The sequence below is a fragment of the Lewinella cohaerens DSM 23179 genome, assembly GCF_000379805.1.
GTDB classification, from domain to species: domain Bacteria; phylum Bacteroidota; class Bacteroidia; order Chitinophagales; family Saprospiraceae; genus Lewinella; species Lewinella cohaerens.
Genome location: NZ_KB903533.1, coordinates 23366 through 48311, shown reverse-complemented (window position 1 = coordinate 48311; position 24946 = coordinate 23366). Strand labels below are relative to the sequence as shown.

General features: G+C 41.7%; 18 protein-coding genes. 9 read left to right on the top strand and 9 right to left on the bottom strand.

Annotated elements, in window-relative coordinates; genetic code table 11:
- Positions 1–83: 83 nt before the first annotated feature.
- The 9 genes from A3EU_RS0104000 to A3EU_RS0103960 all read right to left on the bottom strand — a co-directional run bounded on the left by A3EU_RS0104000 (position 84) and on the right by A3EU_RS0103960 (position 14217).
- Positions 84–2411 (bottom strand): multicopper oxidase domain-containing protein, encoded by a 2328-nt coding sequence (locus A3EU_RS0104000; RefSeq protein ID WP_020534834.1) that lies wholly within the window; start codon positions 2409–2411, stop codon positions 84–86.
- Between the two features lies 1 nt (position 2412).
- Complete coding sequence (locus A3EU_RS0103995; RefSeq protein ID WP_020534833.1) at positions 2413–2973, bottom strand: DUF2911 domain-containing protein; 561 nt, start codon at positions 2971–2973, stop codon at positions 2413–2415.
- Between the two features lie 40 nt (positions 2974–3013).
- On the bottom strand, positions 3014–3715 hold the full coding sequence (locus A3EU_RS0103990) for a DUF2231 domain-containing protein (RefSeq protein WP_020534832.1): 702 nt from the start codon (positions 3713–3715) through the stop codon (positions 3014–3016).
- A complete protein-coding gene (locus A3EU_RS0103985) occupies positions 3712–4368 on the bottom strand; it encodes a class I SAM-dependent methyltransferase (RefSeq protein ID WP_020534831.1) in 657 nt (218 codons plus the stop codon). Before A3EU_RS0103985 ends, A3EU_RS0103990 begins: the two co-directional genes overlap by 4 nt.
- Before the next feature lie 11 nt (positions 4369–4379).
- Positions 4380–6320, bottom strand: a complete 1941-nt coding sequence (locus A3EU_RS0103980) for a galactose oxidase-like domain-containing protein (protein WP_020534830.1) — start codon at positions 6318–6320, stop codon at positions 4380–4382.
- A gap of 120 nt (positions 6321–6440) precedes the next feature.
- Positions 6441–6863 carry a heavy-metal-associated domain-containing protein gene (locus A3EU_RS0103975; RefSeq protein ID WP_020534829.1) on the bottom strand — a complete coding sequence of 141 codons (423 nt, stop codon included), beginning with the start codon at positions 6861–6863 and terminating at the stop codon, positions 6441–6443.
- 56 nt (positions 6864–6919) lie between these two features.
- On the bottom strand, positions 6920–8740 hold the full coding sequence (locus A3EU_RS0103970) for an efflux RND transporter periplasmic adaptor subunit (RefSeq protein WP_020534828.1): 1821 nt from the start codon (positions 8738–8740) through the stop codon (positions 6920–6922).
- A 9-nt stretch (positions 8741–8749) separates the two neighbouring features.
- A complete protein-coding gene (locus tag A3EU_RS0103965) occupies positions 8750–13669 on the bottom strand; it encodes a CusA/CzcA family heavy metal efflux RND transporter (RefSeq protein ID WP_044085454.1) in 4920 nt (1639 codons plus the stop codon).
- Between the two features lie 113 nt (positions 13670–13782).
- Complete coding sequence (locus A3EU_RS0103960; protein WP_425412645.1) at positions 13783–14217, bottom strand: HYC_CC_PP family protein; 435 nt, start codon at positions 14215–14217, stop codon at positions 13783–13785.
- 617 nt (positions 14218–14834) lie between these two features.
- Here A3EU_RS0103960 and A3EU_RS0103950 point away from each other — a divergent pair.
- The 9 genes from A3EU_RS0103950 to A3EU_RS29305 all read left to right on the top strand — a co-directional run bounded on the left by A3EU_RS0103950 (position 14835) and on the right by A3EU_RS29305 (position 24914).
- Positions 14835–15326, top strand: a complete 492-nt coding sequence (locus A3EU_RS0103950) for a JAB domain-containing protein (protein ID WP_020534824.1) — start codon at positions 14835–14837, stop codon at positions 15324–15326.
- A 198-nt stretch (positions 15327–15524) separates the two neighbouring features.
- Positions 15525–16424, top strand: a complete 900-nt coding sequence (locus tag A3EU_RS0103945) for an ArdC family protein (RefSeq protein WP_020534823.1) — start codon at positions 15525–15527, stop codon at positions 16422–16424.
- Positions 16425–16487: 63 nt separating this feature from the next.
- A complete protein-coding gene (locus A3EU_RS0103940; RefSeq protein WP_020534822.1) occupies positions 16488–16763 on the top strand; it encodes a hypothetical protein in 276 nt (91 codons plus the stop codon).
- A 140-nt stretch (positions 16764–16903) separates the two neighbouring features.
- Positions 16904–17347: a hypothetical protein gene (locus A3EU_RS0103935; RefSeq protein ID WP_156825642.1), complete on the top strand. Its 444-nt coding sequence runs from the start codon at positions 16904–16906 to the stop codon at positions 17345–17347.
- A 74-nt stretch (positions 17348–17421) separates the two neighbouring features.
- Positions 17422–18954, top strand: a complete 1533-nt coding sequence (locus A3EU_RS0103930; RefSeq protein WP_020534820.1) for an efflux RND transporter periplasmic adaptor subunit — start codon at positions 17422–17424, stop codon at positions 18952–18954.
- 23 nt (positions 18955–18977) lie between these two features.
- Positions 18978–20192 (top strand): TolC family protein, encoded by a 1215-nt coding sequence (locus A3EU_RS0103925; RefSeq protein ID WP_020534819.1) that lies wholly within the window; start codon positions 18978–18980, stop codon positions 20190–20192.
- Positions 20193–20223: 31 nt separating this feature from the next.
- Positions 20224–23295: an efflux RND transporter permease subunit gene (locus tag A3EU_RS0103920; RefSeq protein ID WP_020534818.1), complete on the top strand. Its 3072-nt coding sequence runs from the start codon at positions 20224–20226 to the stop codon at positions 23293–23295.
- Positions 23296–23379: 84 nt separating this feature from the next.
- On the top strand, positions 23380–24342 hold the full coding sequence (locus A3EU_RS29310; protein ID WP_020534817.1) for a metal-dependent hydrolase: 963 nt from the start codon (positions 23380–23382) through the stop codon (positions 24340–24342).
- A gap of 230 nt (positions 24343–24572) precedes the next feature.
- A complete protein-coding gene (locus A3EU_RS29305; protein WP_044085446.1) occupies positions 24573–24914 on the top strand; it encodes a DUF6660 family protein in 342 nt (113 codons plus the stop codon).
- Positions 24915–24946 lie beyond the last annotated feature (32 nt).

The following is a 24946-nucleotide window of genomic DNA, read 5'->3' as shown; positions in this document are numbered from 1 at the left end:
AGCTTTATAAGCTTGTTATATAGCACTCTAACCTTCGAAGGCTTATCATTGGTTTGACAACACTGTTTCATATTGTCCGTTTTTTAAAATCTTAAACTTAATCCACCACCAGCTCCAAATCGATTGTCATAACTGGCCAGTAGTGAAATATTTTTTCCCAATAAGTACTCTAGTCCTGCACTCCATACCGTTTCAGATTCATAATTGACCTGGTTCTCAAAATCGGTAATCACTCCAAAATCAGCCTGGTATTCATAATAGCCAAAAACAGAAAGGCGGGGAAAAATCATAACACTCCTTCCTATTCCTATTCGAGGACGTAATCGATCGTCTATTCTAACATCCAGATTAAAGAGATAGGGCGTTAAAAATCTTAGCCCGGCTACGGCAGTAATACTAAGCGAGTCCAAATTATCAGGAATTGTGTTTTCCACATTGACTCCCCCAAAAACTCGAACATAATCATAGAGGTACCGCTCGTAGGAGACCTCTGCCTCCATATTGTTATTATACCCAAATTCCGCACTTAGATTGAACTGATTACGAATATTGGCCGAGGTTACATTCAGAGCTGTCATCTGTGAAGCAAGGTCAACCATTCCCCAGGTATAGAACAAGTCGGTTTCCTTAGTGATTTCTTCCGTGGGAAACGGTTCCATGCGTTCATCACGAGGCGTATCATAGCTAAAAACCCTCGCCATCCCGCCCATCATATGGTACAAAATATGGCAATGAAAGAACCAATCGCCGTATTCATTCCCATAAAATTCAATTGTCACCTCTTGCATCGGAGGTACATTTACCGTATGCTTAAGTGGGGAATGACTACCATTTTTATTTATAACTCGGAAGAAATGACCGTGTAAATGCATAGGATGGTGCATCATCGTCAGATTATTGAGCCGGATTCTCGTTACCTCACCCTGGGCTATTTTTATTTCATCCGTTTCCGATATTGGCACACCGTTCATACTCCATACGTAGCGATTCATATTGCCCGTCAGATTAAGTAAGACCTCCTTTACTGGTAAATCTTCTGGAAATACTGTTTCAGCAGTGGATCGTAAATAATCGTAGTTGAACTCACTATACATGCTCATTCCTGTCATCGGCACCTCCCCTGCTTCCATCTCTCTCATGGGTGCGTCTCCCTTGGGCATATCCATCTGTCCCATCTGCATAGAATCCTTCTGTGGAGCTTCGGCAGCCTTTTTGTTGTCGTGATGTTTCATACCAGCCATGCCTTTCATTCCCTTCTCTGCATTCATCTGCATACCGTATGTCTCTTTCATTTCGAAACGTTCATCCATGCCAGGACGATATTTAAGAGCGGGAGCACCCATTTTCATATCCATTTGGGCCATCATTTTCATCATTCCAATTTTGTCTGGCCGTGGTACTACAGGGGCTGGAATTACCTCTCCTTTCCCCAAAAAGCTATTGGTGAATCCTGAGCCGTCTTGAGCCATCGCTCTGACTTCCAACTTTCCATTCTCTGGAATAGTGATGATAAAGTCATAGGTTTCCGCAATGGCAATCAACGTTTTATTCCTATTTACAGGAACTACATTTAAGCCGTCAGCTGCCACCAATAAGGGGTCCTCCCCCCCAAAGGTCAGCCAGAAATACGTAGAAGCAGCAGCATTGATAAATCGCAAACGAATTCTTTCTCCTGCTTCAAAATCCGGGTAATCTTGACTAGGCTGGCCATTGGTTAGAAAAGCAGGATAGTACACATCGGCAATGTCGGCACCCTCCATACGCTGTTTCCAGAAATTGAACTGAGCGCCCAGCGCACCTCTAGCAATGACCTGATTGAGTGGTGTAGCTGTACCTTTTTTGATGCCAAACCATTCATTCCTTCTTTTCAGGTTGCGTAATACTTGCATGGGCTTATCATTGGTCCAGTCCGAGAGTACAATTACCAAATCAGTATCGTATTCCAGTTTTTTTTCCTTAGGTTCGATGACGATAGAGCCGTAAACACCAGCTTGTTCCTGAAGCATCGTATGAGAATGATACCAATAAGTACCAGACTGTTTAATTGTATATTCGTAAGTAAAGGATTCTCCGGGCTTAATAGGAGGAGTATTCAGATAAGGGACGCCATCATAGAAATTGGGTAACAATAATCCGTGCCAGTGTACAGAGGTTTCAACCTCCATCAAATTGGTTACTTTTATCACGGCATATTCACCTTCTGTAAATCGTAATGTCGGCCCCGGAATAGAACCATTGACGGTCATCCCCATGACTTCCTTTCCAGTAATATTGACTCCCTTTTGCTCAATGGTGAGCTCGTATTGTCGAACAGGCAAATTGTCAATATTGCCCTCCTCCGAAGCTTTTGTTTGAGCAAGCAGGCCAGTTAAATGAAGAAGTATAATTAAAAAACTTATGACGTATTTCATGCTATTGGTTTAGTTCACTAACTGCAAAGGGCAGTTCTACCCGAATCTTCTCCCAGGCTAAACTTAAGAGCCCCGAATCTTCACTAACTTGAACAAGCTCATATATTAGATGTTCTTTCACCTCAGTCAGTAAAACAGGCTTTACATCTACCCTCAGTACATCCTCATTTTCCTGGTATTTATTGGCCCCGTGCTGGTCCCAGCGCTTGTTAATGACAATGGTCCACTTATCCGTATTGGGTACAACAAAAAAACCGTACTTCCCTGCTGGTAAAACTTGATTGTTGATTAATAAATCTCGGTTTGTTTCTATCCAAGTAGCGTCATTTGCACCTGCTCTCCACAATTCGCCATAAGGGATCAGCTCGCCAAAAATGGTTCGCCCCCGAACGCCAGGTGAAGAATAATCCAGATGGATATGAGCATCGCCAATCATAATCATGGCGGTTTCGTGCGGACTCAACGGCTTTTCAGCGGGAGCAGTATCAGTTGTATTGACTGCGCTGTTTTGGCAACTGAAAGAGGTCAATAGTAATAAGGAAGAAATAATAAGTAATCGCATAATTGGTCTTTAAATTAAGGAAGTAATTCAGCCACAAGTCTTAATGCTCATGGCTGTGTTGAGCATCATTTGATTCAATAAATTTGCCCTGTACACCCACTCCATGTATATGAGCAAGCGTAGCTCCATAATGCCCCGCTTTGGATACACTAAACGCAGCACCGGCAAGTAATAAAACAATTGTCAGTTCCAACCAAAGTTTGTCCTTCAGTAAGAAAAGACTAATCACTTTCAATAAGAGTCCTATGCCACTAAACCAAAGCGTGTAGTAAGCAAATTGGTCGTGTTTTTCGAGTACCATTGATGCTGCCTCAGAAAGTCCTGTGGTATGAGGGTGCACAAAAACCGAAGCTAAGTAAGCACTCAAAAGACCGCCGAACAAAAGCAATAAGGTAGCCCAGTCCAACTGCTTTTTCCAGATAAATAAACTAGCTATTTGGGTTAGTACAGCCAAGAGAAGTAAAACAATCGGAAAATGCACAACCAAAGGATGCAGATTAGAAAAATCACTCATCGATGCATCTACGATTTCACTTTCTGTAACCATCAGATGGTTATCTGTATGCGGATGAGCTACTACTGCAGTCGTAGTTTCTATCAGTGTATCTGTTGTAACAGAGTCCTGTTTTGCTTTGTGCCCTTCATCGCCGTGCGCAAAAGGTGAACCTGCTATTAATAATAGCAAGCCCACTAAAATGATGCGTAATTTTTTATGCGTTATTAGTTTTTTTGTAAATTTCATTTGGTACCGATTATATATTTTAATGTTCCAATATTGGTATTGATTACATCAACATGTTTAGTGTTAGAAAAACCGGACTCCTTCATTAAATCTATTAGTATTCCTTTTCTACTATCAGATGTGGTTGCAAAACCATCAAGTACTTGTACAGCATAAAACCCTAAGCTTGTAAGAAAGCCAGATGGCTTATCCCAATCACAAATGAGTACCATTCCATCTTTTTTAAGTACTCGAAAGATTTCTTTTAGCGCTTTAACTTTCTCTTCTCGTTGTAATTGATGAAATACTAAACAACTAAATACTTTATCAAAAAAATTATCTTCATACGGAAATGCACCGCCTTCGTAAAGTGAAAGCTCTGCCTTCACTAAAAACTTTAACCTACTAAGCTTTTCTTTAGCTAAAACCTTTACGTTTGGATCAATATCTAATCCCGAATAATTCACATTAGGTTCTGCTCTAATGATATAGATAAGGTTCTCTATAGTTCCAAAACCAAATTCTAAAATACGTTCAGAAGGATTTGGTGATAGTTGTTGAATTAATTTTGTTCTAAACTCTTCTTCTGGCATTGTCCATGCAATCACCTGATCATACCAATTGGTAAATTGATCATGACCTAATGCTGGAGTATATTTTTTCTTTTTCTTCATCAGACTAGTTGTTATTGTTTGATAATTTGACGGACTAGATTAAATGAAGCTGTTCTGATTCGGAATGAATAAGTCCCTTTCGGATAAGCTGAGATATCTATTTCGGTTTGATCACCTCTAATCGTCTGATTATCGATTAACTGTCCGGAGATATTGAATATTTCAAGTTCTCCACCACTGAGCCCACTTAGGATAACTGAATTTGTTGTTGGATTCGGGTAAAGTTTTACCCGTGAAGTACTTGAAGATGTAGTTATCCCTGTAATTACTTGCTCAGAGTTGATCTTGATAATTCTTGCTATAGAAGGAATATCATCAACCATAGCAAAAAGCATATAGTATCCTGATAGTGCTGCCATGCTATCCAATGGAACTTGGGCCGTTACCATATTCTCTACTTGAGAAAAATCGAGTTCTAAAAAACGGTTATTCCCCGTATTCATAAAATGGGTAACTGATTGCAGAGACACGAGGATTACAGAGGTAGGAAAGTTCGTTTTTTCAATATTGAAAACAATGTTTTCGCCGCGTAAAAAATCATCTTTATTCAGGTTGTGAATTTCAGGTCGAACGCCTTTAAATAGATAGGGAGGTTCAAAAGCCTCAATCGTACTCGTCGCGGGTTCGTTGCCCGGAGACCCTTCTCCACCTACTGCAATGATTCTTCCATCTGGCACCAGAATTGTAGTACAATGATACTCCCGAGGTATATTCAAGTCCTCCAATCTCCTCCAAGAATCCGCATAGGGATTGTAGAGGTCCGTTATTCCCATATAATTCCACTGGTTCGTATGGGTAGGATCAGTAGGGTCTTCCTTTTCACCACCTATAACCAATACTTTTTTATTGGGTAGCAAAACGGTCTTAGCTCTACTCCTAATCGGCAGGAAATTCTGGCCTAATGACCATTGATTTAATTCAGGGTCGTATACTTCAACAATACTTCCATAATTTGGAGGATTGAATGATTTGTAACCAATAGCTACGACTTTTCCTTCGGGAAGCAGTATTAATTCGTGATCGGAATGATCTCCGTTTGGCATGCGATTGTTTTGCACAAAATCGGCGGCCAAATCCCATTCTTCCGTTGGTGGTGAAAACAATTGAGGAGGCCGGTGTGTCATTAATGCTTCACCGTTATATAATAGTACTATTGGTGAAACCTCGTTACCTATTGCTATTTCACCTACTGGCGTTGAGGTGAAATCTACGGGATCATAAATCTCCGAAGTCGTTACTCTTATTGGATTATCGAGGCCCCCTCCTCCCGTGAGGAGCAACTTTCCATCTACTAATTGGACTAAAGTGGGATACCAACGAAAATCTGATAAATCTGGCCGGTTTTCCCATGTTTCACTTTCAGCATCGAAGGTCTTTACGATTTTGGTTCCTGGTCCGTAAATTTCCTGATCGGTTCCTCCTAGAAAAATTAAATCTCCGTTTGGAAGTAAGGCAGGAGCAACACATCCCAATACCTCATCATCACCGAAAATGAATGCGGTATCGTTTGTGACTGGATCGAATAAAAAGGGATCCTTTGAGTTATGGCAATAAAAAACCTTCCCATTAGGCAGTAAAATTCCAAGATCGGTGCCTCCCAAAGGTTCTGGGCTTTCCATGACAACCTCCCAACGACCAACGTGAGTTTCTGGTCCCAGCGAAAAGTTTATCGCTGCCTGGTTACTATCGATACTCAGCAAGGTCGTTTGATAATCCCTTTCTAAGGCCGTTACTCCTATTGTATAATTACCCTCAGGTATTTCATTGAACTCGTAGTTTCCTGTTTCATCAGTTCGTGTTTCAAAAAAGATCGATAAATCCTCATTAAATAGGGTCACCCGGGCATTTGATACAACCGTTGAACCTTCACTAACAACCCCTTCTACCCGAAACTGAGCTAAAACAGTGGTGAAGCAGAACAAGAGAATAACAAAAGGAATTATGCTTTTCATCTTTATTTTTTCTTTCATGGTTGTAGGAATGGTTCGTGGAATCGTACACTTCGAAAACTTGATTAGAGATGAAGAAGCGAAACAGAATTTCGCTCCCTCATCGATCACACTACTAAATTATCATAGCTTTACTCGTTCATACTGGCAGCAACCGTGTAAGTTGTTGTAAGCTTCGTCTGTGGCCCGAACTGTGCCAGCATCATAACCCACACTCGCAATCTTTTCTTGAATCGTTTGTACCGTGAGTGCCTTGGGGTTATAGCTTACAGTTAGCATTTTACTTTCTACATCCCAGTTCACGGCTTGGATACCCGTAAGACTGTTTACGGCGCCTTCAATAGTGCGTTTACACATGCCACATTCGCCACCTACGATAAATTGCCCTGCTTCAAAGTCAGTAGGCACATTTTCAAGGATACTGGCACTACTGGCCGCTTCCGTCTCACCTGCTTTAGCGTTGTTGCTATGGCAGCTTTGACTAAAGGCTGGTGTAGCAAAAAGTGCTACTACTAAAACAGCCAAAGAAATTTTCAAATACTTCATTTTGGTAATATTGATGGATTAAAAAATAGTTGACGGTCTATCCCGTCAAGAGATAATTAATGATTATGGCCTGTCATTCGAGGTGTTGAAGTTGCCTCGATAGCTGGGTTTTTAAAATTCTTGGTAATAGTTTCCTGCACCGTTCCACAAGTAAGCATTTTGTCCCCGAAGTAAGGATTCTGCACTTGCTCTTCCCTACTCAACCAATCAGCTCCCTCATTGTCATTGGCCATGGGGCAGTGTTGTACGTAATAAGTCGATGCTGGTACCCCAAACACTTTAAGGCTTTTAATCAGGGCTTGAGACAGAAAAGAAAATTGTGTCCGTTGTTGTTCTATCTCATTTGATGACTGAATCTGGGCAGTATGAGCTTCCATTGCAGAAAGCTGCTCCATCCAATAAAGGTGAGCATCACCATCAAGCAATGACATATCTACTTTTCCCAACAAAGCGACCAATTTAGCTGCTTGCTCGCCAGCTAACGCTACATTAGTTGCTACGAACGCATCTTTCAATAAAAGATAGCTACCTGCTACTTCGGCTAACTGTTGCTTAAAGGCTACAGGGCTTACACTTGTGTAATCTGGTAAATGCTCGGAATGATCAGCTCCCTTAAGCATTACATCTTTGTTCATCATACTTGCCTGATTATTGAGTTGAGCTGCGGCATCAATTGCGAAATTGCCGTAGGTGACTATTTCTTCTCCTGCTTCTACCCCAGAGATCAATTGATAATTCTCTCCGAGTGCATCTCCTATTTCGACTTCGCGAAACTGAAAGGACGGAACGCTTCTATCGGGCACTTTTACATATACGACAGAGCGTGGTCCTGTCCATAGTACAGCAGACTTGGGAATAGTCAAATTAGTAGTCGCAAGAGTCTTGTTTTCCAGTGTTCCGTATACTAGCATTTCTGGTTTCAGCACACCCTTTGTATTTTGTACTTCTACCCGTACGGAAGCCACCCTGGTTTGAGGATTAATTACCGGATCAATAAAAGTGACGCGGGCTTGGAAGGTTCTGTTTGGAATCGCCGGAGTGCTGAATGAAACATTATTCCCTATTGAAATATGAGAAATGTCTTCTTCATAAGCATCAAATAACACCCATACACTACGCAGGTTCATCAGGCTAAACAATGGTTCCCCTTGCTTTAGATAATCGCCTACTGCCACTCTGCGATTCATCACAATTCCCGATTCGTCAGCGTAAACTGGAAAGATTTCTTGTATTTGCGCTTCCCTTTCAATCTTATCTATAGTTTCTTTGGAAATCTTCCAAAACCTAAGTTTATTACGAGCAGCTTCAATTAATCCCGGGTTTACTGCTTGGAGCTTTAATGCTTCTAATAACTCTCTTTGTGCCGTAATTAATTCAGGAGAGTAAAGATCGGCCAGCTTTTGTCCTTTTCTTATTTCTTCTCCGGTAAAGGACACATAAAGTTTCTCTATTCGACCAGGAACATGAGCTACCTGACTGGAAGCTAAGCGTTCATCTGCCTGTATTTTGCCAGACAACCGCAGTGTTTTAGCTGTCGAGCCTGTACTTTGTCCAACAACTGTTGTTTGAATACTGGCTAATTTGACAGCCTCGTTTGTCATTTCTAGTACTAACGGATCATTAGAAGAGTTTGCCGCTAAAGGAATCAAGTCCATACCACAAATGGGGCATTCTCCTGGTTCATTTTGACGAATTTGCGGATGCATAGAACAAGTCCAAATTTCTTCAGCTCCGGCAGCTTCCATTGCAGTATCGCTATGGAGTTGTTCATCAATCATCTTCGTGGAAGTATTATTGCCAAACAATAAATACCCCATCAACAAGCCGATACTTAAGGCTCCTGAAATTATTAAAATCGTTTTGATATATTTATTCATGGCTGTTAATTATTGGGTGATAAATCGGTTGATGTTACTCTTCGCCAAATGGCTTTGAACAATAGCTTTTAGCATTTTCATATCATAGCCGACGAGGTCGTTTTCCAAGCGTAAAAGCTCGTCGAAATTACTGCCTTGCGTACTGTAACTATCTTCGAGTATCCGGATAGCCGCATCGGTAATTTCAATTTGTCGCTGATAAAGCTCAACCTGCAAGCGGGCAGTTTCGTGACGGACGTACGCCTGCTCAATCATTGTCAGAAATTTACTAAGCACATCTTCCTGTTGGTATGCCAGTCCCTCAATACGAATATTTTCTTCCCTTTCCTTGGCGGCGTACTGTTCTCTAAAGAGAGGAATTTTGACACTCGCTCGAAGCTGAAGAATATCTCTACCATTATTTGCAGGAAAAGCATCCGTACGTTCGTCAACTAAGATGTAGTCAAATCCCACACCAAAAGAAGGCTTACTATTGAACTCGTTTAATGTGATGGCTTCTCTGGCTACTTCTTGTTGCTGTTTAAGCATTCTTATCAAAGGATGATTCCTTTGTATGTTAGCCATCAGACTGTCTTTGTTGTAAGGGAGATCAGTAAATGCAAGATTTTCAACAATGACAATCGCTCTGTTTAAAGGCTGGTTCCTTAATTGGTTGATCTTAGCAGTGGGGTCTAATTCAGAGGTTTCCAGGATGGCTAATTCCTGCTTTAATTCCTCAATTTTCAACTGTACTCTGAGTACATCGGCTGCCGAAGCTTTTCCACTTTCTACCTTGGTCAATGCCAGCCTTTCCAATGCTTCAAAAAGGACAATGTTTTCCTGAATAATAGCTCTGCTTCTTTGAATGCTATATACCTGAAAATAGCTTTGTTCCAACTGATACCTTAGATCGAGCAGCTTTGCTCCGACACGCTCGTAAACAGCTTTAGCTTTGGCTACTTCCAAATCTTCTTTTTGAGATAAAGTACCAAACCACGGAAACATCTGAGTTGCTCCTAGTCTCAATTGCTGACCTCCCAGTCTGGTTTCTACAGGAAGCGGAAAAGCACCTATGCCTATTTCAGGGTCAGGCAATTGACTTACCTGTGGTGCCCGTTCCAGTGCAGCGCGATACTCACTATTCAACATTTTCAACTCAGGGTTTTGCGTTTCTACCTCTTGAGTCAGTTGTGCCAAAGTCTGAGCAGATGCCGAGCTTACAGAAAAAGACAGGAGAATAACCAGTGATGCAATCCCTGCCTTCTTTCCACCAAACCAGTTTGTTGTATTATCATTAATTCTAAGGCTCCACTCTTGCCAAAGTGCATACAACACAGGAACCGTAAACATGGTAATCATCTGTAATGTCATTCCCCCAAAGGAAGGAATCGCCATCGGTAACATAATATCAGCACCTCTACCCGTTGAGGTCAATACGGGGAGTAATGCTAAAATAGTAGTAGCTGTAGTCATCATCGCCGGGCGCACCCGCCGTAATCCTCCTTCAACTACCGCATCTCTGACTTCTGCTATGGTATTGGGTTTGTTTCTCTTAAAGCTATCCTGAAGAAAAGTAGCAACCAATACACCGTCATCGGTGGCAATACCAAATAATGCCAAAAAGCCAACCCAAACCGCCACGCTTAAGTTGATCGTTCTAATCTGGAAGAGGTCTCGCATATTGGTTCCAAACAGGCTAAAATCAAGGAACCAACTGGTATCATACAAACCAATCATGATAAATCCCCCAGCAAAAGCAATAAAGACTCCGGTGAAAACCATGAGGGATATTGTTACAGAGGAAAATTGAAAATAAAGGATAAGAAAGATAATAGCCAAGGCAATGGGAACTACTATACTTAGTCGCTTACTTGCCCTGACTTGTTGTTCATAATTACCTGCAAAACGATAGCTAATTCCCGCAGGTACTTCTAAAGCACCGTTTGATATAAGGGTCGAAAAATGATTTTGTGCGTTTTCAACAACTTCTACTTCAGAAAATTCCTTTTCGCGGTCGAATAATACGTAGCCAATTAAAAAACCATCTTCACTTTTAATGGCTTGTGCCCCAGCTTCGTATCTAATGGTTACTAGCTCTCCAAGCGGAATTTGTTGTTTATTCGGTGTCGCTACATAGATACGTTCTAAAGCCTCCGGGTCATCACGTAATTCACGCGGATAACGAATCCGTATCGAATAGCGTTCGCGTCCTTCGACAGTAGTAGTCATATTCATACCCCCAACCGCCGCTTGGATATACTGTTGTACTTTTTCAATAGTTAATCCATAGCGACTAATTGCCTCCCGGTTGATATCCAGTAATAAGTAGGGCTTACCCACGATTCGATCGGCAAACACCGCAGCATCCTTAACTCCTTCTACATCTTTCAGGTGCTTTTCAAGCTGTAACCCGAAAGCTTCAATTGTTGCCAAATCAGCACCTTGAACCTTGATTCCCATTGGTGCCCGCATACCTGTTTGCAACATAACCAAACGGGTTTCAATAGGCTGTAGGCGTGGGGCCGAAGTAACACCAGGTATTCTCGTAGCTTTAACAATCTCATTCCAAATATCATCGGGGCTATTTATTTCGTCTCGCCATTGACGAAAGTACTGACCATCCTCATCAGGAATTAATTCACCATCTTTATCCTTTATGTAGTCCCCGTCCGTAAAACGAAAGCGAATACGATGACCGTTTTCATCCGTTTTGTATTCAGATTTATAGAGTATTACGTTCTCGTACATCGACATTGGAGCGGGGTCTAATGCACTATTCACTCTACCGGCCTTTCCAACCACTGATTCTACTTCTGGAATGGCCGTAACGGCCATGTCCAAAAGTCGGAGGTTCTTTATATTCTCCTGCATCCCTGAGTGAGGCATGGAAGTTGGCATCAAAAGAAAAGACCCTTCATCAAGCGAAGGCATGAACTCTTCGCCAGTCTGTTGAAAGACAACAAATCCTTGATAAACAATGAAGCTTACTAATAGCAAAAACAGTATTTTGAAACGCAATAAAAAGCGGAGGATAGATTCATAGAAATAGATAATTACGTAGAAAAAGCTTATTAATCCACCAGCAAAAAGTGTGACAAAAAGGAAATTGAGAAGGCTACTCTTTGTAACTCCCAGTGGCATCCAGATCGTAGCGAGTAACCAGGAGACAATTAGCGCATAAATTACATTTGTTAACCACGAGAGTACGGTTACATTTCGTGGCGTACTATTGGCCTGTACCCACGTACTCAGCAAACCACTGATACCGACAATTGCTAATATGGCTCCCAGAAAAGGCTGATAAAAGATAGCAATACCTAAACCCGTTAGTAATGCCAAGGCATTACCGATGTTGGCCACTAATTTACTCCGAGATTTTATTGAAAAAATACTGTGAGCAAGAGGTGGAATAATCGTTATAGCGACAATGATGGAGGCTACTAAAGCAAAGGTTTTGGTATAAGCCAAAGGCTTAAATAATTTCCCCTCTGAAGCTTCCATTGTAAAAACTGGTATAAAACTAATTACTGTAGTAGCAACCGCTGTGATAACAGCAGAAGCCACCTCCACCGTTGCATCGTAAATAGTAGTCAGTAAATCCTCATCAGGAGGAGCTTCCTCCATTCTCTTTACCATACTTTCAATTAGGACGATGCCCATATCTACCATCGTACCTATAGCGATGGCGATACCTGATAGGGCTACAATATTAGCATCAACACCAAAGTAACGCATAGCAATAAAGCACATGAGTACAGCTACGGGTAGGGTGCTTGATATGAGTAGAGACGATTTGAGGTTCAGGAGCATCAGTATCACCACCATGATGGTGATCAAAATTTCTAACGATAATGCTTCCTGAAGGGTTCCAATTGTCTCATTAATCAATTGGGTGCGATCATAAAACGGTACTATATTCACCTGAGAAACCGTACCATCAGCCAGCGTTTTGGTAGGTAAACCCGGCTCCAATTCCGCAATTTTTTTCTTCACATTTTGGATAACCTCTAATGGATTTGCGCCATAGCGAGCAACAACAACCCCACCTACTGCTTCTGCCCCTGATTTATCCAAAATCCCCCTACGAGTAGCAGGCCCGATACTAACTTTGGCTACATCACCAATTCGTAACGGAATATTATTATTTACCTTGACTACACCTTGTTCTATATCTGATATTTTCTTTACGTAGCCGAGTCCTCTAACAAAATACTCGGCAAGGTTTATCTCAATAGTTTGAGCACCTATATCAATATTACTGCCTTTTATGGCCTTCATTACTTCTTCTAAGGTAATGCCATTGGCCTTCATCGCTTCGGGGTCTACATCAACTTGGTACTCTTTTACAAAACCACCAATTGAGGCCACTTCTGACACTCCTTCTGCTGCTGATAAACCATATCGGATATAGAAGTCTTGGATGGTTCGTAGCTCATGTAAATCCCAACCTCCCGTTGGGTTTCCTTCTTTATCTTGCCCTTCCAGTGTATACCAATAAATCTGTCCCAAGGCCGTAGCATCAGGCCCTAAAGTGGGTTGAACACCTTCGGGTAAAGTATTGGCGGATAAGGAGTTTAGTTTTTCGAGGATTCGACTTCGGCTCCAATAAAATTCTATATCATCATTAAAAATTACGTAGATACTTGAGAAACCGAACATAGAGTTACTACGAATGCTCTTTACCCCAGGAATGCCAAGGAGTGCAGTAGTAAGCGGGTAGGAGATTTGGTCTTCAACATCTTGTGGGGAACGCCCCATCCATTGGGTAAAGACAATCTGCTGATTTTCACCAATATCTGGTATAGCATCAACTGCTACCGGATCACGAGGCAAGTCATTAATCCCGAAATCAAAAGGAGCAGTCACTAGTCCCCAACCGACAAATAGAAGCAATAAAAGATAAGCAACCAGCTTATTCTCTAAAAAAAACCGAATATATTTAGCTAACATAATTTCACCTTCAGTAATCATTATATTTAGCACTAGCAACAAAGCAAGTGCCTAAACAGGGATAGCCTCTGCATACCAAATACAGGTAACAGTGGCAAAACTGAAGAATAAAATCAAATGAGGAATGTCTGCAAGCTCACAGGGAGGTTGTAGACTAGGAGGGGCGGTTTGTAAGTGAGATAGTTAGTAGTCTTGATATCATTCTCTACAGGTACAAGACCAATAATAATAACAAGCGTAGCAAATAATGCTGGATAATCTTTAACATCTAATTCTAAAAAAACTTCTAACTGCTCATTCTCTACTTTGACAAAAGTAGTTTCTGTATCGCAACAATTCTTCCCAGACATGGAATCTTCCTCAGAAGCTGGTATAGCCTCATGCAGGGAACAATCCTTCATTACATTACTTTGACTACAAGGCACAGCCTCTGCAAAAAGAGCTGTACTTATAAGCTTTCCACCACAGAAATGCTTACTCATTACTAGCCCAGAAGTGCTAATAAGTATAAGTAGAGCTAAAGTAATATGCAGAGTTCGTATAATCAATTAGAGTGAAATATTTCCACAAATATACAGGAAATAGATTACAGTTGTATTGTATTATTTTGGCTATTACTTGCATTATTTTGATAAAACTTAAAGAGAAAGTAACATTTTGATTCTCTAATGTTTCTTCTAACTCAACCTATTTAACTTATAGGTAGCCCCTATAACCTCCCTCTTTCTAAGTCGCTATGCTAGACTGTTTCACCCCACCTCACACTCCCCCTAAACCGTCACGCTTTTTATCCAAAAACCGCCGCCAATTCAGGAACCAAGGGAGCGATCCGCGGACTGATGGTTTCGCTATGGGTTAATCCACTTGGTCTAGCCATTTTTCTCCCTTACCGATAATTGATGTCCCTTCCCTTTGTTTTGCTACAGCAAGATACTGGTCTGCTCCGATCCGTATCAAGGGACGGTCGTGCCCTTCCTTTCCAGACTGATTTTTTCTTTTCACCAGCTCAATAAATAATAAGTCCTCCACCCTTGCTTCGGTCTCCGCATCCTGCGTGAACTGGCTTTCGCAAAAGGGAAGCAACCTCAATTACGATATCCGGCAGTAAGAAAAACTGCCCCAGCGGAATACCCTCCGCTTACAGTAGAAGGGAAATTTCCTAATTATGAATCCAGTAAATCAGTTTAAAATGAGCTTACAAACGCCACTAAAGATCGCAGAAGTAAAAGTTACTTACAAAGCCAAAGTTTACGCCGAAGATCGGCCACAAATCAGAAGTTCTGAAAATGCCCATCGAATTTTTCGCCAACTCTGGGACGAAGAGACTATTGAATTTTTTGAAGAAGCCTATTTGCTAATCCTTGATCGTACAAATCGTGTAATGGGCTGGTACAAGGTTTCCCAAGGTGGCATGGCTGGAACGGTGGTAGATGCAAAAGTCATTTTTGTCACTGCCTTAAAAGCACGGGCTAATTCCATCATTATTGCCCACAATCACCCCAGCGGTCAATTACGCCCTAGTCAGGCAGATAAAGACCTCACCAACAAATTATTTGCAGCAGGAAAAGCACTCGACCTTCCTTTACTGGATCATTTGATTCTCGCCCCAGAAGGTGGCTGTTTTTCTTTTGCTGATGAAGGGCTAATTAATCATTAGTCCTATCAGCTAGGGGACACACTCCCCAGCAGGCCGCAAGGGCATCCCCATTTTCCGCATTCTCAAAAGTTCATTTGTGCAAACGGTGTCCGTCTCCGACGGGCTGCCCCTACCCGTTGCGCCTGCTCCCCCTTTTTTCTCGCCGAACGGCAGAACGGTTAAGCACCATTCATAAACAATTAATAAAAAGGATTTAAGATGACAAAGCAAAGCACTAAAAAAGACGTTTATCAGGAACTCACCGACCGCATTATTGCCAAATTAGAAGCAGGTGTAAAACCTTGGCAACCTACCTGGAGCCGTTACGGTTTAGCTCGTAATGCCAGCACAGGACATATTTATACAGGTATCAACGCCTTTATTCTCAATCTCTTTAGTGAGCATCCTATCCCCTACTATATGAGCTTTAAGCAAGCCAAAGCAATGGGCGGAAAGATCAGGAAAGGAGCCAAAGCCGAGCGGGTTTATTTTTATACTTCTTACCATAAAGACGCAGACGGCAAGCGCATCAACGAGCAACAAGCCGAAGCCCTACACGGTACGGGAGAAGAAACGCAGAAAATCCAGTTTCTCAAATTCTACTATGTTTTCAATATCGCAGATGTGGAAGAAGTGGAAATTGATTTACCACAAATCACCCTCACCCAGCACGAGCAAATAGAAGTTTGTGAGCAAATTATCGGCAATTACCCCAATGCCCCCGAATACATTTTTGAGGATGCCGATAGAGCCTTTTACGCCCCCGATATTGACAAACTCAATATGCCGAAGCTAGAGCAGTTCAAAACGCCCGAAGCGTATTATCTGACCTACTTTCACGAACTCACCCACAGCACGGGTCACGCCTCCCGCCTCAACCGTGAAGGCATCGTAAAACCTGCCAAATTCAAGAGCGAAAGATACAGCCGTGAAGAGCTAGTAGCCGAAATAGGAGCCGCTTTTTTAGCGGGTCACGCTGGAATATGCGGGGAAACTGAACTAGAAAATAGTGCTGCCTATTTACAGGGCTGGTTAAAGCTTTTACAGGATGATAAAAAGCTCATCTTTAAAGCCGCCGCCGATGCACAGAAAGCGGTGAACTACATTTTAGGTCAATAAAACAAACCTAGCAGGGAGCCTAAAACCTCCCTGCCCTATCTAATCTTTGATAAACTAAGTGTTATGAACTCAGAAAACAGTCAAGCAGATAATTTCTATTCGGTAGAAATGGATAAAGCAGGGGAAGAATTATTAATCTGCTATTGGTGCTTTGATACGCTGGAAGAAGCGCAGGATTTTTTAAACAAGCTTAAAAATGGATGTACAGTCCACAATGTTACGATTGCCATCTTCGACCAAAAACACACGTTTCTAAAGGGCTGGAAACTCGGCGACGAATACATCACCCCTGTTGAATTATTAAACAAAGCGCAGGTGTACGCAGATGAATGTAACTGATTTGCGAAATTTCGCGCGACCGCCTTGTGGGCGGCGAAGATCGCATATTCTTTGTGCTATAGCTTTTAATGCTTGCCGCAAAGGATAGCTTTAGCACAAAGAACAGACCATTAGCATTATAAATTCGTTACCTTTACACTGTGCAACTAAGAAAAAAAATACTAAGCTATTTTCTGTTAGCAATCTATCTCCTGGTAGTATTGCACCTCAGCGTCATGCATTCTCACGATGCAGCACTTGGCAAGACGCTAAATCCAGTTTCTCACCAGCACGAAGACTTCAAAGAAGTCCACCATGAGCATGGTTTTCATGTAGGAATATTTCATCTTTTGGGGCATTTGTTTGAAGGTGTAAATCATTCAAATGACCACGCAGATGAGCATTTAGTCATTGTACAAAAGGCCTCAAGCAAAAAAAATATTGACCTTAATAAAACGGTCAGCTTTTTAAATAGTGGGAAAAACAAGGTGGTTTTTAGCGTAGATGCTGAATCCTTACCAGACCCACCACCTTTTAACCTATTTCTATCGCATAGGTTAAAACAACCTAATACTCCTCTAAGAGCACCTCCTGCTCTCGTCTAATTCTACCTACAGAGGACAATCTCTTGTCCTTTAATCCATCCGTTTTAATTTTTTAGACGAAAGAATTTAACATAATGAAATATATATTTGTGTCTGCCATTGCGATGGCAGGGCTACTCCTATTTATGGTAGGTTGTGGTCACGAACATGGTGAGGGTACACATACCCACGGCGATGAAACGCACGCTGCTCACGAACCAGAACTAGCGCCTTTGTCCTTTACCATTTGGACCAAAAAATCTGAACTTTTTGTAGAATTCCCACCATTGGTTGTTGGGAGTACAAGTCGCTTTGCAGCTCACTTTTCAGAAATGAATAGCTTTAAAGCTACCGAAAAAGGGGAAGTGACTGTTCAGCTAAAAAAGGGTGAACAAGTTGTCGAAGAGAATACGGTAGCAGCACCAAGTTCTCCGGGTATTTTCCGTCCGGCATTAAGCCCTTCACAAGCTGGGAATTACCAATTGGTATTCATTCTGGCTACATCTTCATTTTTGGATACCATTACTATATCTGACATTATGGTATATCCAGATGCAGTAACTGCCATTGCTGCGAATACACCCGAACCAGCAGGAGATGAAATTTCCTTTTTAAAAGAACAGGCTTGGAGAATCGACTTCGCCATTGAGCAAGTCAAACGGCAGCCTATCCATGAAGTTATCCATACTTCGGGAGAGATTCAACCCGTGAAAGGAGAGGAAAGAACAGTTGCTGCTAAAAGTAGTGGAATAGTTTTCTTCAGGAGCAACAAGCTGCAAGCAGGCAGAGAGATTAGCGCAGGAGAAATGTTGTTTAGCATCAGTAGCAAAGGCTTGTTACAATCGAATTTAGACGAAAAGTATCAGGTTGCTAAAGCCCGTGTTGAAAGAACCAAAGCAGATTTTGAACGAGCAGAGGAGTTGATTGGGGAGCAAATCATCGGGCAAAAAGAATACGAGCGTCGGAAGATGGAGTATTCCATTGCGCAAGCGGAGTTTCAAACACTGGCCAATGGTTATCATACAGGTGGGATATCGGCAACGGCCTCCATGTCTGGTATAATAAAAAATGTGCTGGTGAATGATGGGCAATTCGTGGAAGAAGGTACCCCTTTGGTCGAGATCACCAGTAATCGCAGATTGCTTTTACAAGCCGAAGTATCACAAAGCTATTTGCCAAAATTACGTTTTGTCAAGTCGGCGAATTTTAAGACCCCTTATCAAGAAGAAGTACAATCTCTTGATGATTACAATGGAAGATTGGTTTCCTACGGCAAAGTAATGGATCAGGGAAGTAGTTTTATTCCAGTTTTATTCGAACTGGATAATTTGCACGAATTGATTCCCGGTTCTTTTGTAGAATTATTTTTATTGACCAATCCCATCGAAAATGCTCTGGTTGTTCCCCGGTCTGCGCTGATGCAAGATTATAGTTTGAATTACGTGTATGTCCAAACGAGTGGTGAAAGTTTTGAAAAACGAGAAGTAAAGTTAGGGGTGGATGATGGCGTTAATGTCCAGATTCTTTCGGGTATTTCCGAGGGAGAGTGGGTCGTAACCAAAGGTGCTTACCAAATAAAGATGGCATCTATGTCTTCCACTATTCCTGCTCACGGGCACGAACATTAATCACAAACTTAAATCTTTGAAAGATGATAAAACGACAGTTTAAAATAAAAACCTTGTTGTTACTAGGATTGGTTTGTGCAGTAACAAGCTCAAGCATTGGGCAAAGTAAATCTATTAATTTAGAAGGAGCACTAATCATTGCTCGTGAAAATTATGCAGGGCTGGAACGGGACAGATTATTTGTTGACCAGCAGAATAGATTGGCGGCAACCCGTCTTCCTTTTCAACCCACCCAACTGTATTTCTCAGGAGAGGAGTTTGGTGCTAACAACCAATCAGGTATCCATTCTTTTAACGTTCAGCAGAATTTCTACTTACCCAAGGCCTCCAGAGTGCAACAAGCATTTTATCAGCAAGGTGCTGTATTAGCAGAAAAGCAATTGGCTTTAACTGATCACGAGCTAAAACGGCAAGTAGAACTGGTTTACTATCAACTCCTCTACGCGAAACAAGAACAGGAATTGGTGGCTGAAAACGTAGCATTATACCGTGACTTTTTAGCGGTCACTACTAAGCAATTAGAAAGTGGGGAAACGGGAAGGATTCCCCTATTGTCTGCTCGCTCCCATTTAGGACAAGCACAGTTGGAACAAGAACACGCTTCTGAAAAGTATCAAATTGCGTTAACCATGTTTAACCAGTGGTTACAGTCGGATACGTTATATGAAGCTCAGGGAAAACTTCTGCCTCCTGCCTCCTCTAGTCTAACTGATACTTCCTTGCAAAACAATCCCCACCTGCAAATTATTCAGGCACAACGGGAATTGGCAAGTGCCGAAGTAGAAACAGTGAGTGCGCAACTGTTACCCCAAATCAATTCGGGTTTCAAACTACAAACTCAATCGGGTAATTTCCCTTTGTTTGGCTATCAAATCGGTGTAAATGTCCCACTTTTTCAAAAGGCATATCAAGGGCGAATTGAAGCCGCAGAAGTGGGTGTAAAAGTACAGGAGGCTGCTTTAAAGACGAAAGAACAGGAGTTAGTAAAAATGATTACCGAACTCAGATNTCGCCTGAAACACCAGCAACATATCCTGGAATACCTCACCGAGAATTTGACCCCGATAGTCAATGAACAGCGTGAGGTCAATTTGAGAGCTTACCAAGAAGGGGAAATCAGTTACCTGGAATACCTGGACGGTTTGGAACAGGTAGTCAAAGTGAAGCAACAATATTTGACAGCCTTGTATCAATTCTATGCTTTGCAGGTAGAATTAGATTATTTGTTAGGACAATAACTATTCAAAATTGTCTTCAAAATAAAAAGTAATGCTTAATAAAATCATACAGGTTTCTTTACGAAACCGACTCTTAGTCTTGGCATTATTCGCCTTGATTATGGTAACGGGTGGATATATCGCTTCTGAAATGGATGTGGATGTTTTCCCCGACCTGACTGCTCCAACAGTCACCGTTCTGACCGAAGCTCACGGCATGGCCACGGAAGAAGTGGAACGACTCGTTAGCTTTCCTATTGAATCCGCACTGAATGGAGCACCAAATATTCGCCGTATTCGTTCGTCTTCCGCAATGGGTATTTCCATTGTCTGGGCAGAGTTTGAATGGGGAACAGATATTTATAAAGCTCGACAAATTGTAGCTGAAAAGTTAGCGACAGTGGAGAGTAAGTTGCCAGAAGGCGTAGAAAACCCTACCCTTGCCCCTATTTCCTCCATCATGGGAGAGATTATGTTATTGAGTTTGAGTGCTGACAGTTTAGCTCCAATGGAATTGAGAACCATTGCCGATTGGAATATTCGACCTCAATTATTAGCAATCAATGGTGTAGCACAAGTCATCGTAATTGGTGGCGGATACAAACAATATGAAGTTGCCGCATCTCCCGAAAAGATGAAGTATTTCAATGTTTCATTGACAGAATTAGAGTACGCAGCGGCAGCATCTACCCGGAATGCTTCGGGTGGCTTTATCAATGAATATGGCAACCAATACATTATACAAGGGGAAGGCCGAACTAATTCAGTAGAAAAAATTGGGCAAGCCTTAATCAAAATGGAAGGTTCAACGCCCGTGAGAATTGAAGATGTAGCGGAAGTCCGCATTACTGCCGCACCGAAAATCGGGGATGCTGCGGTGGCGGGAAAGTCGTCGGTTATTATGACCTTAATGAAACAACCGAACGCAAACACTTTGAAGCTGACGGAACGCATTGACGAAACAATGGCAGGGGTACAAAAACAACTACCCAGCGGCGTAGAAATGAATACCCATATTTTCAGACAGTCTGATTTCATTCAAGCTTCTATTGATAATTTGCAAAAAACGCTACTCGAAGGCGCACTGTTTGTCAGTATTATCCTATTCCTTTTCTTGCTCAATTGGCGAACAACAGTAATTTCTCTGATCGCCATTCCCGTCTCCCTTTTGGTAACAATTATTGTCTTAAAACTCTTTGGGTACACCATTAATACCATGAGTTTAGGAGGGATGGCTATAGCGATTGGTGCATTAGTGGATGATGCAATTATTGATGTAGAAAATATTTTTAAACGGCTCCGAGAAAACATCAGTAAACCAATAAGTGAACGACAAGCTGCTTTGAAAATCATTTACGATGCATCGAGCGAAATCAGAAATTCAATTCTGATTGCAACACTCATTATTATCACAGCTTTTATTCCGCTCTTTTTCCTAAGCGGAATGGAAGGACGGCTACTACAGCCTTTAGGCGTTTCCTTTATTGTGGCCATTTTCACCTCTCTTTTTGTGGCGGTTACTTTGACGCCTGTTTTAAGTAGTTACTTATTAACGGATGAAAAACGCCTGCAACACCAAGCAAAAGGCAGTTGGGTCGAAAGAAAAGTAGCAACTGCTTATCGAAGTGTACTTCAATCGGTTTTAAAAGCTCCGCGTTTAGTCATTTTGTCGGCGGTCATGTTGTTTGCTATCTCTATTTTATTAATGACCGGTCTAGGGCGTAGTTTCTTACCAGAGTTTAATGAAGGATCATTAGTAATCAGCGTCGTGACACCCCCTGGAACATCATTGGAAGAATCCAATAAAACGGGAGCTTTGGTAGAAGAATTCATGCTAGAAATGCCCGAAGTCGCTATCACTTCCCGACGGACAGGTCGTGCGGAAATGGATGAACACGCACAGGGCGTAAACGCTTCTGAGATAGATGTGCCTTTTACTTTAGATGACCGAGACGAAGAAGCTTTTTTAGAAGAAGTCCGAACCAAATTGTCGGTTGTGCCGGGTGCAAATATTACGATTGGGCAGCCCATTGCCCACCGTATTGATCACATGCTATCGGGAACGCGTGCAAACATTGCCATCAAAATTTTTGGAACAGACTTAAATAAGTTGTTCTCTACAGGCAATCAAATAAAACGACAAATCGAAAGCATTCCTGGCTTGGTAGATTTGAATGTGGAACAACAAATTGAAGTTCCGCAAATTCGCATCCTCCCAAATCGGATTATGTTGGCTAAATATGGTATTCGCCTGGGCGATTTTATGGATCATATAGATGTGGCTTTTGCCGGAGAACGCGTAGGGCAAGTCTTTGAAGGCCAACGTAGTTTTGATCTGGTAGTGCGTTACAATGAACAAAACAGAAATACCGCTGAAGCCATTAAAAACAGTTTGATCGACGTCCATAATGGGGAGAAAATTCCGCTACACTATGTTGCCACGGTTGATGTAACCGGAAATCCAAATTCGGTCAATCGAGAAAATGTTCAACGTAAAATTGTTGTTTCGGCTAACGTTGCTGGGCGAGATTTACGGAGTGTCGTCAATGATATTCGAGCTAGCGTTGATGAAAACATTACGCTGCCAGAAGGCTACCGCGTAGAATATGGTGGTCAATTTGAAAGCGAAGAACGAGCCACCCGAATGTTACTCATCACCTCTATTGGTGCAATATTATTGATCTTCTTGCTACTTTATCTGGAATTTAATGACCTCAAACTGGCAGGAATTGTGCTAATGAATTTGCCATTAGCGTTGATTGGTGGGGTATTCATCGTTTACTTTACAACGGGAATTATCTCCATCGCTTCCACCATAGGGTTTATCAGCTTGTTTGGCATTGCTGCTCGTAATGGTATTTTGTTGGTTAGTCGCTATCAGGTACTTCAGGAGGAAGGGCTGAATCTTCGGGATACAATCATAGAAGGTTCGCTGGACCGCTTGAATCCAATTTTGATGACTGCTTTGACCACAGGCTTGGCACTTATTCCTCTGGCATTAGCCGGAGGACAGGCAGGGAATGAAATTCAAAGTCCGATGGCAATCGTCATTTTGGGGGGCTTGATAAGCTCTACCTTTCTGAATTTGGCGGTCATTCCTGCTATCTATACATGGAAAAGCTAAATTTCATTTTTTGTAAAACAAAAGTAATCAGACGTTGGGGAGTGAAAAATATCCTCAGCGTCTGTTCTAATAAATAGAACTATCATGGACAGTCTAACGCAAGCTGCCTTAGGGGCAGCAATTGGCGAAGCTTTTTTAGGTAAAAAAATCGGTAATAAGGGTGCGGTTATTGGAGCTGTAGTTGCGACAATTCCAGACCTTGATGTTGCCTTGTATCTATTTTACGATAAGTTCCAAATGCTCAGTATTCACCGAGGATACAGCCATTCTATTTTATTTAGTCTTTTAGGCGCATCCTTGATTGCTTACACACTACAACGTATAAAATGGACAAAACAAGTAAGCTACAATAGGCTTTGGATATTTAGTTGGTTAGCTCTATTTACCCACATGCTGTTGGATACTTTTACGGCTTATGGTACACAATTATTCTTACCCTTTTCTAATATCAGAGTAGGCTTTGATAGCATCAATATTGTTGATCCAGTCTATACCGTACCGCTGTTAGTTGGTCTGCTATGCAGCTTAATGGTTTTTAAAAACAAACCTTCCAGAGCTATTTATAATTATTTAGGAATTGCCATTAGCACCCTCTATTTGCTCGGTACGCTGGGGGTTAAGGAACACGTCAAAAATAATTTCCGAAGAGCATCAGCAGAGCAAGGTGTTATTTACAGCTCTTTACTCACCGTACCAGTGGGGGTGGCGAGTATCTCTTGGTATGGAGTAATGAAAACAGAGGAGGGTATATATCTAGGCAAATATTCATTACTGGAAGACAACAACTTCATTTTTGAATATTTTCCAATCAATGAGCATCTTCTGAACGAAATCCCATCAGCAGCTGCGGAAACTATGCGTTGGTTTGCCAAAGGTAATTATACGGTTACGAGAGATCAGGAAAAAATAAGAATTTACAACCTACAAGTTGATATGAGGGGTGTGGTAAAAGCAGAGGATGTAAAAGCACCAACTGTAGGATATTTTGAGATTACCCCACAAGCCGATGGTGGCTTCCTTTTTTCATCAGGAGCGCACCAGCAGTAAAAATGATAATGCATTCTCAACGCAAATTATAATTTCGGCAATCATAGACCCAAAACTTGCGCCGTATTTCGGCTTTGTTAGAAAAACAATTTGCTCTTTATAAAAGAAGCAAATGAACAAAGCGATTTAGAAGAAAATTGGAAGTATTATTAACCGATGGGACTACACTCGGAGATAACTTCTAAATGCCATTGTGTTGCATTAGAATTATACCTACATTTGCGGTTCAAATGAAAATAGCACTTCACATATTTACTTTCTATATTTTTGCCTTATCACTGTTTCCTTGCGGTGATGAGGGAGGTGGTATTGTAGAAATAACTTATCAATTTCTTGAAGTCGAGCACATCGACAGTTCTGATCACCAAGAACATTCTAAAGATTGTGGTGATGACACTTGTTCTCCTTTTTGTATTTGCAGTTGTTGTGCTTCTGCCTTAGATGCTCCCGCAAAGCTTCCATGTCTAACAAATAGCATTCCTCTTCTTGCTAAAACGATCCCTTCTTTCCTACGAAATGAAGTCTCGTTTGCTTTTATCCATTCTATCTGGCAACCGCCAACCTTTAGCTAAACCATTTTCGTGGGATTCCTATACCCACATCC

What these genes read in the sequence shown, in the direction of transcription:
- A3EU_RS0104000 (WP_020534834.1), bottom strand. Translation starts at nt 2,411, where the DNA reads ATGAAATACGTCATAAGTTTTTTAATTATACTTCTTCATTTAACTGGC.
- A3EU_RS0103995 (WP_020534833.1), bottom strand. Translation starts at nt 2,973, where the DNA reads ATGCGATTACTTATTATTTCTTCCTTATTACTATTGACCTCTTTCAGT.
- A3EU_RS0103990 (WP_020534832.1), bottom strand. Translation starts at nt 3,715, where the DNA reads ATGAAATTTACAAAAAAACTAATAACGCATAAAAAATTACGCATCATT.
- A3EU_RS0103985 (WP_020534831.1), bottom strand. Translation starts at nt 4,368, where the DNA reads ATGAAGAAAAAGAAAAAATATACTCCAGCATTAGGTCATGATCAATTT.
- A3EU_RS0103980 (WP_020534830.1), bottom strand. Translation starts at nt 6,320, where the DNA reads ATGAAAAGCATAATTCCTTTTGTTATTCTCTTGTTCTGCTTCACCACT.
- A3EU_RS0103975 (WP_020534829.1), bottom strand. Translation starts at nt 6,863, where the DNA reads ATGAAGTATTTGAAAATTTCTTTGGCTGTTTTAGTAGTAGCACTTTTT.
- A3EU_RS0103970 (WP_020534828.1), bottom strand. Translation starts at nt 8,740, where the DNA reads ATGAATAAATATATCAAAACGATTTTAATAATTTCAGGAGCCTTAAGT.
- A3EU_RS0103965 (WP_044085454.1), bottom strand. Translation starts at nt 13,669, where the DNA reads ATGTTAGCTAAATATATTCGGTTTTTTTTAGAGAATAAGCTGGTTGCT.
- A3EU_RS0103950 (WP_020534824.1), top strand. Translation starts at nt 14,835, where the DNA reads ATGAATCCAGTAAATCAGTTTAAAATGAGCTTACAAACGCCACTAAAG.
- A3EU_RS0103945 (WP_020534823.1), top strand. Translation starts at nt 15,525, where the DNA reads ATGACAAAGCAAAGCACTAAAAAAGACGTTTATCAGGAACTCACCGAC.
- A3EU_RS0103940 (WP_020534822.1), top strand. Translation starts at nt 16,488, where the DNA reads ATGAACTCAGAAAACAGTCAAGCAGATAATTTCTATTCGGTAGAAATG.
- A3EU_RS0103930 (WP_020534820.1), top strand. Translation starts at nt 17,422, where the DNA reads ATGAAATATATATTTGTGTCTGCCATTGCGATGGCAGGGCTACTCCTA.
- A3EU_RS0103920 (WP_020534818.1), top strand. Translation starts at nt 20,224, where the DNA reads ATGCTTAATAAAATCATACAGGTTTCTTTACGAAACCGACTCTTAGTC.
- A3EU_RS29310 (WP_020534817.1), top strand. Translation starts at nt 23,380, where the DNA reads ATGGACAGTCTAACGCAAGCTGCCTTAGGGGCAGCAATTGGCGAAGCT.
- A3EU_RS29305 (WP_044085446.1), top strand. Translation starts at nt 24,573, where the DNA reads ATGAAAATAGCACTTCACATATTTACTTTCTATATTTTTGCCTTATCA.